Annotated in this window: 12 protein-coding genes; 10 read left to right on the forward strand and 2 right to left on the reverse strand. The window is 70.1% G+C overall.

What is annotated here, in order from left to right:
* Positions 1-198: 198 nt before the first annotated feature.
* The 5 genes from RPX00_RS26425 (at position 199) to RPX00_RS26445 (ending at position 6949) form a co-directional block, all read left to right on the forward strand.
* Positions 199-1956, forward strand: coding sequence for a DEAD/DEAH box helicase (locus tag RPX00_RS26425; RefSeq protein WP_406629328.1), 1758 nt, complete (start codon positions 199-201; stop codon positions 1954-1956).
* A 349-nt stretch (positions 1957-2305) separates the two neighbouring features.
* Entirely contained in the window at positions 2306-3439 is a 1134-nt protein-coding gene (locus tag RPX00_RS26430; protein WP_406629330.1) for a sugar ABC transporter substrate-binding protein, read from the forward strand.
* Between the two features lie 93 nt (positions 3440-3532).
* Positions 3533-4306 carry an ATP-binding cassette domain-containing protein gene (locus tag RPX00_RS26435; protein ID WP_406629332.1) on the forward strand — a complete coding sequence of 258 codons (774 nt, stop codon included), beginning with the start codon at positions 3533-3535 and terminating at the stop codon, positions 4304-4306.
* A 17-nt stretch (positions 4307-4323) separates the two neighbouring features.
* Complete coding sequence (locus RPX00_RS26440; RefSeq protein ID WP_406629334.1) at positions 4324-5757, forward strand: sugar ABC transporter permease; 1434 nt, start codon at positions 4324-4326, stop codon at positions 5755-5757.
* 22 nt (positions 5758-5779) lie between these two features.
* Positions 5780-6949: an ROK family protein gene (locus tag RPX00_RS26445; RefSeq protein ID WP_406629336.1), complete on the forward strand. Its 1170-nt coding sequence runs from the start codon at positions 5780-5782 to the stop codon at positions 6947-6949.
* 577 nt (positions 6950-7526) lie between these two features.
* Here RPX00_RS26445 and RPX00_RS26450 read toward each other — a convergent pair.
* Positions 7527-7706, reverse strand: coding sequence for a hypothetical protein (locus tag RPX00_RS26450; RefSeq protein ID WP_037358805.1), 180 nt, complete (start codon positions 7704-7706; stop codon positions 7527-7529).
* Positions 7707-8048: 342 nt separating this feature from the next.
* On the opposite strand from RPX00_RS26450, the gene RPX00_RS26455 reads away from it, so the two are divergent.
* From RPX00_RS26455 to RPX00_RS26470, 4 genes are all read left to right on the forward strand, one after another.
* A complete protein-coding gene (locus RPX00_RS26455; protein WP_406643097.1) occupies positions 8049-8849 on the forward strand; it encodes an EamA family transporter in 801 nt (266 codons plus the stop codon).
* A gap of 64 nt (positions 8850-8913) precedes the next feature.
* The gene (locus RPX00_RS26460) at positions 8914-10266 is read left to right on the forward strand and encodes a glutamine synthetase (protein ID WP_406629338.1); all 1353 of its coding nucleotides are present in this window, start codon (positions 8914-8916) and stop codon (positions 10264-10266) included.
* Positions 10254-11003 (forward strand): DUF6885 family protein, encoded by a 750-nt coding sequence (locus tag RPX00_RS26465; RefSeq protein ID WP_406629340.1) that lies wholly within the window; start codon positions 10254-10256, stop codon positions 11001-11003. Before RPX00_RS26460 ends, RPX00_RS26465 begins: the two co-directional genes overlap by 13 nt.
* Positions 11004-11054: 51 nt before the next feature.
* Positions 11055-11621 carry a DUF4291 domain-containing protein gene (locus RPX00_RS26470; RefSeq protein WP_406629342.1) on the forward strand — a complete coding sequence of 189 codons (567 nt, stop codon included), beginning with the start codon at positions 11055-11057 and terminating at the stop codon, positions 11619-11621.
* On the opposite strand, the gene RPX00_RS26475 is transcribed toward RPX00_RS26470, so the two are convergent.
* The gene (locus RPX00_RS26475; protein WP_406629344.1) at positions 11618-11986 is read right to left on the reverse strand and encodes a winged helix-turn-helix transcriptional regulator; all 369 of its coding nucleotides are present in this window, start codon (positions 11984-11986) and stop codon (positions 11618-11620) included. The two genes, RPX00_RS26470 and RPX00_RS26475, sit on opposite strands and share 4 nt — an antisense overlap.
* A gap of 75 nt (positions 11987-12061) precedes the next feature.
* On the opposite strand from RPX00_RS26475, the gene RPX00_RS26480 reads away from it, so the two are divergent.
* Positions 12062-12691 (forward strand): NAD(P)-dependent oxidoreductase, encoded by a 630-nt coding sequence (locus tag RPX00_RS26480; protein WP_406643098.1) that lies wholly within the window; start codon positions 12062-12064, stop codon positions 12689-12691.
* Positions 12692-12695: the final 4 nt, after the last annotated feature.

Here is a 12695-nt window from a genome sequence, read left to right on the forward strand (position 1 = left end):
TCCATGCCCGCGGTTTTGGCTCGTCACCCCCGCCGAGAGGGGGCGTGTCGGGCGACACCACCCGTGGCGGTGGCGGGCGCCCGGGGACGCGGAAGGTAAGCTGGCCGACGTGCCCTCATCGCGGCGCCCGGCGGCGAAGCCGGTGCCACAGTGGGGGTTTTCGCACGTCACGGCCGCGCCGAGCGGTCCGAGGAGGGGGTGAACCGAGTTTTGTCCGAGACGACCCAGCCGGTCCTCGGGGCGCCGCCCGCGGAGAAGGACACCACCGCGCGCCCGCTGCGCGCCTGGCAGCGCCGAGCGCTCACCAAGTACCTGTCGAGCAAGCCGAAGGACTTCCTCGCGGTCGCGACGCCGGGCGCGGGCAAGACGGTCTTCGGCCTCCGGATCGCCGCCGAACTGCTGTCCGACCGCACCGTCGAGGCGGTCACGATCGTCACCCCGACCGAGCACCTGAAGCACCAGTGGGCGGCGTCGGCCGCGGCGGCGGGCATCCCGATCGACTCGAACTTCCGCAACACCACCGGCGTCACGTCGTCGGACTACCGCGGCGTCGCGGTCACCTACGCGCAGGTCGCCGCGCATCCCACGCTGCACCGGGTGCGCACGGAGAACCGCAAGACCCTGGTGATCCTCGACGAGATCCACCACGCGGGCGACGCGAAGTCCTGGGGCGACGCGACCAGCGAGGCGTTCACGCCCGCGGTGCGCCGCCTCGCGCTCACCGGGACCCCGTTCCGCAGCGACGACTCGCCGATCCCGTTCGTCACCTACGAACCGGACGCGGGCGGGTTCCAGCGCAGCAAGGCCGACCACTCCTACGGCTACTCCGACGCCCTCGCCGACGGCGTGGTCCGGCCGGTCGTGTTCCTCGCGTACTCCGGCGAGGCGTCGTGGCGCACCAGCGCGGGCGAGGAGTTCACCGCCCGCCTGGGCGAGCCGCTCACCGCGGAGCAGAACGCGCGCGCCTGGCGCACCGCGCTCGACCCGGCCGGCGAATGGATCCCGGCGGTGCTGCAGGCCGCCGACACCCGGCTCAGCCAGGTGCGCCAGGGCATCCCGGACGCGGGCGGCCTGGTGATCGCCACCGACCAGGACACCGCGCGCGCCTACGCCAAGATCCTGGAACGGATCTGCGGCGAGACGCCGACGCTGGTGCTGTCCGACGACCCGAAGGCGTCCGGGCGGATCAAGGAGTTCTCCGAGACCAAGGAACGCTGGATCGTCGCGGTCCGGATGGTGTCCGAAGGCGTCGACGTGCCGCGGCTGGCCGTCGGCGTGTACGCGACCAGTGCGTCCACCCCGCTGTTCTTCGCGCAGGCCATCGGCCGCTACGTGCGGGCCAGGAAAAAGGGCGAGACGGCGAGCATCTTCCTGCCGAGCGTGCCGGTGCTGCTGGAGCTGGCCAGCGAGTTGGAGGCGCAGCGCGACCACGTGCTCGGCAAACCGCACCGGGAGAAGGAAGGCTGGGACGACGAGCTGCTCGCCCAGGCCAACCGCACCGAGGACGAACCGGGCGAGGAGGAGAAGGCGTTCACCTCGCTGCACGCCTCGGCCGAACTCGACCAGGTCATCTACGACGGCAACTCGTTCGGCACCGCGGTCTTCTCCGGCTCCGACGAGGAGCAGGAGTACCTCGGCCTTCCCGGGCTGCTCGAGCCGGACCAGGTCCGCGCGCTGCTGCGCAAGCGGCAGGAAGAGCAGATCTCCGACGAGAAGCGGCGCAAGCCGAAGGAAGAGGAACCGGCCGCGCCGCCGGTCCGGTCGCAGACGGTGAGCGAACGGCTCGGCGCGCTGCGCAAGGAACTCAACGCGCTGGTCGGCGTGTACCACCACCGCACCAAGAAGCCGCACGGCGCGATCCACAACGAGCTGCGCCGCCAGTGCGGCGGGCCGCCCACCGCGATGGCGACCGTGGAGCAGCTCGAGGAACGCATCGTCACGCTGCGCTCCTGGTAGTTCTCAGGCTCGACAACGGGGCGCACGCCGGGTTCGTGCGCCCCTTCGCCTGGTAGAACGGTTCGTCCGGTTCGATCCGGGCGCCTGAACGGGCACCTCTGCCCGCCGGACCGGACAAGACCGGACAACTTCTCGTTACGCTCGGTGCGTGGCACGGATCACTCCGTCAGTACGTGCCGCGGATGAGGCCCGTGTTGCCGAACTGTGTCCATTTGGTGTCGGTTACTCGATCCCGCCATCTTCCGCAGAGCCGTTCCGCGGCATATGTTGTCGGCCACAACATATCTGCGACGGCGCACCGGGGACCTTCTCCGATCGCCCCGCGAGCATGATCGGAGAAGGAACGAGGATGCGCAGCAGAACCCTTACCCTCCTCGCCGCGACGGTGAGCGCCGGCCTGGCGCTTTCGGCGTGCGGCGCCAACAGCGCGGGCTCCGGCGGCTCGGGGGACAGCAAGTCCGCCTCGGCCCCGGCAGGCGGCGGCGCCAGCGGCAAGGTCGGCGTGATCCTGCCGGAGACCGCGACTTCGGCCCGCTGGGAAGCCTTCGACAAGCCGATGCTGCAGGCCGCGCTCTCCGCGCAGGGCTTCAGCGCCGACATCGAGAACGCCCAGGGCGACAACCAGAAGTTCTCCACCCTCGCCGACGGCTTCATCGCCCAGGGCGTGAAGGTGCTGATCATCGCCCCGTCCGACCCGGCGGTCGGCGCGGCGATCGAGACCAAGGCCAAGAACGCGGGCATCCCGGTCATCGACTACGACCGCCCGAGCCTCGGCGGTTCGGCCGACTACTACGTCTCGTTCGACAACGAGAAGGTCGGCGAGATCCAGGCGCAGGGCCTCGCCGACGCGCTGAAGAGCAAGCCGGGGGCCAACGTCGTCCAGATCGAGGGCGCGCCGACGGACAACAACGCGACCCTGTTCGGCAACGGCCACGACAAGGTCCTCAAGCCGCTGTACGACTCCAAGGCGCTGAACCTCGTGCAGAAGCAGGCCATCGACAACTGGGACGCCCAGGTCGGCGGCACGACGTTCGAGCAGATCTTCACCCGCGTCAACGGCAAGGTCGACGGCGTCGTCGCGGCGAACGACGAGCTGGCCGGCGCGGTGATCACCGTGCTGAAGAAGAACGGGCTCAACGGCAAGGTCCCGGTCACCGGGCAGGACTCGACCTCGGCCGGCCTGCAGGCGATCCTGCGCGGCGACCAGACGCTGACGATCTTCAAGCCGATCAAGGAAGAGGCCGAGAACACCGCCAAGCTGGCCGCCGCGCTGGCCAAGGGCGACAAGGCCGGCGCGGACGCGATCGCCACCGGCAAGCTGCACGACCCGAAGAACAACCGCGACCTGAAGTCGGTGCTGCTGCAGCCGCAGCTGATCACGATCAAGGACATCAAGACCGTCGTCCAGCAGGGCTACGTCAAGGCGTCCGACATCTGCACCGGCGACCTCGCCGCCAAGTGCACCGCCAACGGCATCTCCTGACGCCGTAACTCCCCGCCAAGAGCAGCCGGGCCGGGACGCGTTCCCCCGACACGCGTTCCGGCCCGGCATCCACGCGAGAGACAAGCGATTCCCATGAGCGAGCCCATTCTCGACATCACCGGCCTGAACAAGAGCTTCGGCCCGGTCCACGTCCTGCACGACGTGGACTTCTCCGTGCGGGCGGGCGAAGTGACCGCGCTCGTCGGCGACAACGGGGCCGGCAAGTCCACTTTGGTCAAATGCATCGCGGGCATTCACCCGTACGACACCGGTTCCGTGCGGTTCAACGGCGCGGACGCGCACATCCGCGGTCCCAAGGACGCCGCCGAACTCGGCATCGAGGTCGTGTACCAGGACCTCGCCCTCGCCGACAACCTCGACATCGTGCAGAACATGTTCCTCGGCCGCGAGCGCGGCAGCAGCTGGCTGCTCGACGAGGCCAGCATGGAGAAGGCCGCGCGCGAAACGCTGGCGTCGCTGGGCGTGCGCACGGTGAAATCGGTCCGCACGCCGGTTTCCTCGCTGTCGGGCGGTCAGCGCCAGACCGTCGCGATCGCGAAGTCGGTGCTGTGGAACAGCAAAGTCGTCATCCTCGACGAGCCGACCGCCGCGCTCGGCGTCGCGCAGACCAAGCAGGTGCTCGACCTGGTGCGCCGGCTCGCCGAACAGGGCCTCGGCGTCGTGCTGATCAGCCACAACATGGCCGACGTCTTCGAGGTCGCCGACCGGATCGACGTGCTCTACCTGGGCCGGCTCGTCGCGGAGGTCCAGACCAGCGACGTGACGCACAGCCAGGTCGTCGAACTCATCACCGCGGGCCGATCGGGCGATCTCGGCCTGGCCCGTCCCGAAGCTGTCGCGCTGTGAGCGAGAAAGAACCCGCCATGACCGAAACTTCCGAGAAGCCGCAGACGCCGGACGCGCCCGCCGGGGCGATCGCCGACTTCGGCATCGACACCACCTCGCTGTCCACCAGTGAGGCGATCAGGGACTACTTCGCCCGGATGAAGGACGGGCAGCTCGGCTCGATTCCCGCCGTGCTCGGCGTGATCGCGCTCGCCGTCCTGTTCAGCGCGCTCTCCAGCGACTTCTTCACGCTCCGCAACATCGCCAACCTGCTGGAGCAGGGCGCGGGGCAGACCATCATCGCGATGGGCATCGTGTTCGTGCTGCTGCTGGGCGAGATCGACCTGTCCGCGGGCACCGCGTCCGGCGTCTGCGCGTCGCTGATGGCGCTGCACTACGTCCGCAACGGAAACCTGCTGGGCTCCATGGGCACCGGCGTCTTCATCACGTTCATCGCGGTGCTCGTGCTCGCGGTGGTGCTGGCGCTGCTGCAGAAGATCTGGGCCGGGGCGGCGGTTTCGCTGGTCGGCATCGTGGTGATCCTGGTCGGCGCGCCGGTCAACGCGTGGGTCGAAATGGTCATCGCGATCTGCACCGGCACCGCGATCGGCTGCATCACCGGCTTCCTGGTGTCGAAGATCGGGATGCCGTCCTTCGTCGTGACGCTGGCGCTGTTCATCGTGTGGCAGGGCGTGATCCTCCAGTTCGTCGGGGAAGGCGGCACGCTGCCGATCAGCACGAGCGACACGCTCAACGCGGTCGCCAACGGCAACCTCTCGGTGGCCGGCAGCTGGGTGCTGTTCGTGGTCGCGGCGGGCGGATACGCGGTGCTCGCGCTCGGACAGCACTTCTCGCGGCTGAAGCGCGGGCTGGTGGTCCAGCCGACGCCGATCGTGCTGGCGAAGGTCGGCGCCGTCGCGGTCGTCGCCGCGGTCGCGACTTACCTGCTCACCGTCAACCGGGCGTCGAACGACCTCGTCGTGATCGCGGGCGTGCCGTACGTGGTGCCGATTGTCCTGGTCCTGCTGGTGGCGGGCACTTACGTGCTCAACCGCACCAAGTACGGCAGGCACCTCTACGCGGTGGGCGGCAACAAGGAAGCCGCGCGCCGCGCCGGCATCAACGTGCCGAAGCTGCGCACCAGCGTGTTCGTGATCAGCTCGTCGTTCGCGGCGATCGGCGCGATCGTGTACTCGTCGAAGGTCGGCTCCGTCAGCGGCCAGTCCGGCGGCCTGAACACGCTGCTGTTCGCGGTCGGCGCCGCGGTCATCGGCGGCACCTCGCTGTTCGGCGGCAAGGGCCGGATCATGGACGCGGTGATCGGCGGCGCGGTGCTGGCCATCGTGAACAACGGCCTCGGCCTGCTTCAGCAGAAGGCCGCGGTGGTCAACATCATCACCGGTCTGGTGCTTTTGCTGGCCGCGACAGTCGACGCGCTGTCGCGACGGCGGGCTGAGGCGTCGGCCCGCTGAGGGCTGATGGGAAGATGACCCGGTGAGCAGCCCGCCCGTCGCCCGCCCGGACGAGGTGCGCCGGCACAACCGCACGACGCTGTTGCGCCTGTTGCACGTCGGCGGGCCCAGTACGCGGGCCGCGCTGGCCACCGAACTGGGGCTCAACCGGAGCACCATCAAAACCCTCGTCGACGGCCTCGCCGAGGCAGGGGTCGTCGAGGAGAAAGTGCCGCGGCCAGGGCGAGGGGCGGGCCGCCCCTCGCTCCTGGTCCTGCCGCAGCCGCACGCCGCGGTCGTGCTCGCGGTCGACCTGCAGGTCGAGCACGTGGCGATCGCCCTGGTCGGGCTCGGCGGGCAGATCCTCGGGCGCAACAGCTGGAACCTGCACGCCCGCACGCGGACCGCGGACGAGGTCATCACCCATGTGATCGAATCGACGCGCGTGCTGGCCGGCGACCTCGGCGTGGAGCCGGTGGCGGTCGGCGTGTCGGTGCCCGGGGTGGTGCGGCGCGCCGACGGGCTGGTGCACGAGGCGCCCAACCTGCGGTGGACCGACGTGGCGCTCGGCGACCGGCTGTCGGCGGTGCTGCGGATTCCGGTGCTCGTGGCCAACGACGCCGAGCTGGGGGCCGTTGCCGAGCATCTCCGCGGGGCGGCCCGGGGGTCGTCGGATTCGGTGTACGTGTCCGCGGACGTGGGCGTGGGCGGCGGGGTGATCTCTCAGGGGTCGTCGTTGCGCGGCGGCGCGGGGTATGTCGGCGAGATCGGGCACATGGCGATCCGGCCTGGCGGGCGGGCTTGTTACTGCGGCAGCCGGGGGTGCTGGGAGACCGAGATCGGCGAGGCCGCGTTGTGCCGGGCGCTGGGGTTGCCGGAGGACACGCCTCGCGGGGCGATTCTCGTTGAGCTGCGGGAGTTGGGGGCGGATGCTGTTTCCGCTTCTGCTCGCTTGGGGGAGTATGCGGAGTGGCTCACGTTGGGGCTGGTCAACGTGGTCAATTTGCTGGGGCCGGAGTTGGTGGTGCTGGGGGATTTGCTGACTGTGTTGCCGGAGTCGGTGATTCGGGTGGTTGCTGAGGAGGTTCGGGGGCGGAGTTTGGTGTCTCGGGCTGTTGGGGGGACTCGGATCGTGAGTTCGGCTTTGGGGGCGGATGTGAAGCTGTTGGGGGCGGCTGAGGTGGCGTTTGAGGTGGTGCTGGATACGGTTTGAGGGGGTGTGGGCGGCTCGTCGCCTGGGGGCGACATTGCCGTTCCTTGGTTGCGTGGGGCACCCCGAAGCTTGATTGTGCTGACGGTCTGGGGGTGCTTGTCAAGGCGGGAAAGATGCCTTGACAAGCACCCCCAGACCGCAGGGAGGCTTCGTATCGGGTTGCGGGGGAGGGGCTGGGTGCCTCGATCGGTGGGTGCATCGGCGGCGGTTTGGTGGGGGGTGGGGCTAGCGCCCCAATGTGGCATTGGGTGCGTCAGATGCAACGAATGCCACATTGGGTGCGTGGGACGCACCGAACGCCACATTGGGTGCATGGGGCGGACCTTGGCGGTGGGCAGCGGGCGGCGCGTGGCGAGCGGGTGGCGGCCTGCGGTCCGTGAAGGACTCCTTGAGGGAATCTAGTTCCCTCAAGGAGTCCTTCACGGACTTGAAAAGTGGTGCTCCGGTTGCTGGGACGGGAGCGGCTTAGCGGGGTCCGGGGAGCGGGAAAATGTTCGCACCCAGGAGCGGAAAAGAACGGAGGCGGCAAGCGCCTTCGCGCTTGCCGCCTCCGGGCAAAGAATCTGTCGGTCGTGGACTACTTCTGGATCTCCGCGGCCAGTTCCTTGAGCTTGGCCTCGTGCTCGCGCGCGTGGTGCCCGCAGAAGAGCAGCTCGCCTCCGGAGCTGAGGACTGCGCGTACCTGAGCTGCTGCTCCGCACCGGTCGCATCGGTCGGCTGCGGTCAATTCGGGGCGGGTGAGCGTCGGTGTTGTCATGGGGGTCTCCCTCCGTCCCGGCACCGGTCGCCCGGTGCCTCGATCCAGCTACGCCCACTTCGGTCTCGATGCCTTCTGGCGGGGATCGCTTCCGGCTCCGCAGTGTTCGTGCTTCCACTCTTGCAGACGTTTGGCGGCCCGCAAGTGTTCCCGCGCCGGTGGGAGGTGCGTCACGCCGAATTAGCCCGGTTGCCGCAGCGGCGTCTCAATCTCTAGGACCAGGCGACCCGGCGCGGGGTGTTTTCCGTGGTCAGGCACCATGCGGGAGTGGGCATTGCACTCTCTCCGAAACGCGTGCGCGCGATTCCGGCTCCGGTCTTGTTCGTTCTCAGCGGAATTTCGATGTATGCCGGTGCGGCCATCGCGGTCGACCTTTTCGGGCATGCCACTCCGTCCGGGGTGGCGTGGCTGCGCTGTCTCGGGGCGGCCGTCGTGCTGGTGGTGTGGCGGCGGCCGCCGAAAGCCGCCTGGCGGGGCAAGCGGCTGCTGCTCGCGGGCGCTTTCGGGGCCGTGACCGCGGGGATGAACGTGGTCTTCTACGAGGCCATCGCACGGTTGCCGCTCGGGACGGTGGTTGCGTTGGAGTTCGCTGGGCCGGTTGTCGTAGCGGCGGTCGGGTCGCGGACGCGGCGGGATCTGGTCGCGCTGGTGCTGGTGGCCGCGGGAGTGGTCGCGATCGCGGACGTGCGGATCGCGGGCAGTCTGCTCGGCGTCGTCTTCGCGCTGGCCGCGGCGGCCGCTTGGGCGGGGTACATCCTGCTCGGCAAGCGGGTCGCGATCGGCGGCGACGGGCTGGATTCGCTCGCGGTCGGGTTCGTGGTGGCGACCGTCGTGCTGTCGCCGCTTGCGCTGGGCACCGGCGAAATGTGGGGTTCGCCACGCATGCTGCTGCTCGGGATCGGCGTCGGTGTGCTGTCGACGGTGGTGCCCTACGCGCTTGACCAGGTGGTCCTGCGCCGGCTCGGGCAGGCCCGGTTCGCGGTGCTGCTGGCGTTGCTGCCGGTGACGGCGGGGGTCATCGGGTTCCTGGTGCTCGCCCAGGTGCCGAGCGTGGCGGAAGCGATCGGGACGCTCGCGGTCGTCGCCGGGGTGGCCTTGCGCAGCCGGGACGACGCCGGACCGGTCACTGAGCCGCCCGGGTGAACGCTCGCGGATGGCCCGGGCGGGCGATGGCCGCGATACTGATCCCGAGCCCGAGGAGGTGGCCATGACCAAGGCGGCGTCGGCGGCGGCCAAGGACCTCGCCGCGGCGGGGGTCGGCGGTGTCCACCTGGCCTGGGCGGACAACAACGGCATCCCGCGTTCGCGCGTGGTACCGGTCGGCGGGCTGGCCGACGCGGCGGTCCGCGGCGTGGGCGCGACCTCGCTGTTCGCGGTTTTCGACAGCCACGACGCCATCACCTTCGGCCATGCCGGCCTCGGCACGCCGTCCGGCGACATCCGGCTGGTGCCGGTCGTGGAACGGCTCCGGCGGCTCGCCGGGCAGCCCGCGCTCGCCTGGGCTCCGGTGCGGCAGCTCGCCGCGGACGGTTCGCCGTGGCCCTACTGCCAGCGTTCCGTGCTGGAGCGGCAGGTCGCCGAGGCGGCGCAGCGCGGTCTCGAGTTCCGGGCCGGGTACGAGCTGGAGTTCTCTGTCACGCCGTTGGGCAGCGAGGATGTCGTGTCCGCGCCGGGGCATCGCGGGCCCGCGTACAGTCCGCACGCGCTGATCGGACTGGACGAGTTCGTCGCCGCGCTGCTGCACGATTTCGCCGCGAACGGCTTGCAGATCGGCCAGTTGCACGCGGAATACGGCGTGGCGCAGCTGGAATTGTCGCTCGCCGCCACCGATCCGGTGTCCGCGGCGGACGATCAGCTGCTCGCTCGCCAGACCATTCACGCGGCAGCGCACGCGCACGGGCTCGCGGCGAGTTTCGCGCCGATGATCGGGCTCGGCGCGGCCGGGAACGGCTGGCACTTGCACACTTCCGTCCGTCGTAAGGGCAGAAATCTGCTGACTGGCGACGGCGTGCCGGAGGGCGACGGAGCGGCCTACCTCGGCGGGCTGCTGCGGGATTTGCCCGCGCTGACCGCGATCACGGCGCCAAGCGTGCCCTCGACGATGCGGTTGCGGCCGGGATTTTTCGCCGGTGCCTACGCATTCTGGGGCGTGGAGAACCGCGAAGCGCCGCTGCGATACGTGCCGGGCAGTGCGCTGCTTGGCGCGGACCACGCGAATGTCGAGCTGAAAACGTCGGACGCGTCGGCCAATCCGTATCTCGCGCTGGCGGCCGTGCTCGCCGCCGGGATGGCCGGGATCGAGGATTCGGCGGTGCTGCCGGAGCCGATCGCCGAGGACCCGGGCGGCTGGACCGAAGGGGAACGGAACACCGCGGGCGTGCTGCCGCTGCCGGCGAGTCCGTCCGAACAGGACACCGCGCTGCTGGCGAATCCGCGCGTGTCCGGGGCGCTGGGGGACGAGCTGCTCGGCGCGTTCCGCGCGGTGCGCGCCTCGGACGCGGCGTGGGCCGCCGAGCGGGCGCCTGAGGAGATCGTGGCGGCGCATCTGTGGCGGTACTGAACACGGGGCTTTCCGACGTCCATTGGCTTCCCGGCGGCGCGCGCCTGGTCGCCGAGGCCAGAGCTGAACTGCCGCAGAAGGACGGGCTGGCGGCGGCCTTCACCGCACTCGTGACGCTGCGCGCGGCGGGCATCGCGGTGCCGGACCAGGACGAGGTCGCGATCGCGGCCGGGACTGTGCGCGCGGCGGCGAGCCGTCCGGCGGGGGCGGTGGGCCGCAACGACTTTCGCCTTCCGGTGCCGTTCGACGAGACGGCCGCGGGCACCTCGCTTACCGGACTGGCACACGCGATCCGGACGTTGTCCGGGGAGCAGCTGGCGGTGGTTCCGGCGCTGGGGGAATGGGCCGCATCGACGGTCTCGGATCTGCTGCTGGGCTTGTGGGAACTGCCGCGGGTGGCCGTGCTGGCGCGGGTCGATCCGGCGGAACTGGGCGCGCCGGACACGCCGGAACGCGCGCTGCTGGACTATCTCGACACCGGCATCCCTCCACTGTGGACGAACCGGTGGCGGCCGCCCGCGCCGCATCACGTGCTGATCGCCGGAGTGCGGCTCGGCGCGGAGGGCACCTTGCTGTCCGTTGTGGACACTTACCGCGAGCTGGGCGACGAAGGCGTGCACGACCAGCCGGTGGAATGGGTCGCGGCGGGGCTGGAATCGGTGCTGCTGGTGGCGGACTCCCAGCACGCGGAGGCGCTGGCGCAGGCGGTCTCCTACGCCGGGCTGCGCACGGAGTAGCCCGCGAAAACAGTTCGCGCGGCTGGCCGGGCGGATGGCAGCCTTCGGCTCATGACGGCCCCCTACGAGATCCGCGCGGATTTCGACGCGGACACGATCGTGGTCTACCAGGCCTACGCGCCGGCCATCGCTGACGCGGCGCTGCGGGCAGGCCGGTTCGTCGCGCCGTTTTCGTTTCACCGGATGACGTGGATCAAACCCTCGCTCCGCTGGCTCATGCATCGCAGCAACTGGGCGCGCAAACCCGGTCAGGAACGCGTTCTCGCGGTGCGGATCACCCGGGCCGGATGGGAAGAGGCGCTGTCCCGGGCGGTGCGCACGACCTCGGATCCGGCAGCGGTGGCCAAGGCCGCGGTGCACGTCCAGTGGGATCCGGAACGGTCGTGGCGCGGAGCGGCGCTGAATCACTACAGCATCCAGGTCGGCATCGGCCGCGACCTGATCCGCGTCTTCGCCGACGAATGGATCGTCGGCATCGACGACCGCACGCCGCAGGTCCGCAAGGCCGCGGCTCTGGTCAAGGACGGGCGCACCGCGCAAGCTCAGCGGCTGTTGCCCGCGGAACGGGTTTACCCGCTGCCGCGAGAACTGGCAAACCGCCTGTGCCGCAACGACTAACCGTCGTACCGCTCCTGCGCGTCCAGCAGTTCCTCCCAATGCTCGGCAACCCAGCCGTACACCACCTGCATCGGCTCCAGCAGGCTCCGGCCAAGCGGCGTCAGCGCGTACTCCACGCCTAACGCGGGATCGGCGTGCGCGGTGCGCGACACGAGGCCGGAGCGTTCGAGGCCGCGCAGCGTCTGGGTCAGCACCTTCGGCGTGACGCGGTGCAACGGCACCCGAAGCTCGGAGAACCGTCGAGGCCCTTCCTCCAGGCAGCGGATGACCAGCGCGGACCACTTGTCCCCGAAGCGGAACGGCACCAGCGAGGACGGGCACAGCTCCTCGAACAGATCGGGAGGCAATGGCTGCCGAACGGTCATCGCGGTCTCCTCTCAAGTATCCCGGAGGGAACCGGCCCCCTGGCTACCTTCCAGAGCATCGGCACTCCAGGAGGTATTCCCACGATGAGCAAGATCGTCATTTTCGGCGCGGGCGGCCGGGCGGGGCGGCAGGCAGCCGCTGAGGCGCGACGGCGCGGCCACGAAGTCACCGCGGTGGTGCGTGATCCTTCGCGCTATCGCGATCTGGCCGACGTCGTTGCTGGCGATGTCACTGACGCAGCGGACGTCGCTGCCCTCGCCGCCGGGCACGACGCCGCCATCAACGCCGCCGCGGTCTACGGCGAGGGCACCGATCCGGACGCGTTCTTCACCGGTGCCGCCCGTGCTCTCATCACCGGTTTACGACAGTCCGGAGTGGACCGGCTGGTCGCGGTCGGGCTCTCGGCGCTGCTGCGCGCCGCCGACGGAACCCCGGTGCTGGACTCGCTTCCGGCCGAGTTCCGGCCGTTCTGCCTGGCGCACGCGGCCGGGCTGGAGGTGCTTCGGGCCGAAGGCGCCGGGCTGGACTGGGTGTACGTGAGCCCGGTCGGCGACTTCGACCACGACGGCGAGCGCACCGGCCGCTACGAAATCGGCGGGCACGGCGATCTGTCGGCCAAGATCTCGTACGCCGATTTCGCCGTCGCGCTGCTCGACGAGGTCGAGAACCCGAGGCACCGCCGTGTTCACCTAGCGGTGGCCTGAACCG

It is taken from the genome of Amycolatopsis sp. WGS_07, assembly GCF_045278895.1.
Lineage (GTDB): Bacteria > Actinomycetota > Actinomycetes > Mycobacteriales > Pseudonocardiaceae > Amycolatopsis.

Excerpts from the sequence above, each read along its gene's own strand:
- RPX00_RS26430 (WP_406629330.1), top strand. The coding sequence starts at position 2,306 with ATGCGCAGCAGAACCCTTACCCTCCTCGCCGCGACGGTGAGCGCCGGC.
- RPX00_RS26435 (WP_406629332.1), top strand. The coding sequence starts at position 3,533 with ATGAGCGAGCCCATTCTCGACATCACCGGCCTGAACAAGAGCTTCGGC.
- RPX00_RS26440 (WP_406629334.1), top strand. The coding sequence starts at position 4,324 with ATGACCGAAACTTCCGAGAAGCCGCAGACGCCGGACGCGCCCGCCGGG.
- RPX00_RS26450 (WP_037358805.1), bottom strand. The coding sequence starts at position 7,706 with ATGACAACACCGACGCTCACCCGCCCCGAATTGACCGCAGCCGACCGA.
- RPX00_RS26455 (WP_406643097.1), top strand. The coding sequence starts at position 8,049 with ATGTATGCCGGTGCGGCCATCGCGGTCGACCTTTTCGGGCATGCCACT.
- RPX00_RS26460 (WP_406629338.1), top strand. The coding sequence starts at position 8,914 with ATGACCAAGGCGGCGTCGGCGGCGGCCAAGGACCTCGCCGCGGCGGGG.
- RPX00_RS26470 (WP_406629342.1), top strand. The coding sequence starts at position 11,055 with ATGACGGCCCCCTACGAGATCCGCGCGGATTTCGACGCGGACACGATC.
- RPX00_RS26475 (WP_406629344.1), bottom strand. The coding sequence starts at position 11,986 with ATGACCGTTCGGCAGCCATTGCCTCCCGATCTGTTCGAGGAGCTGTGC.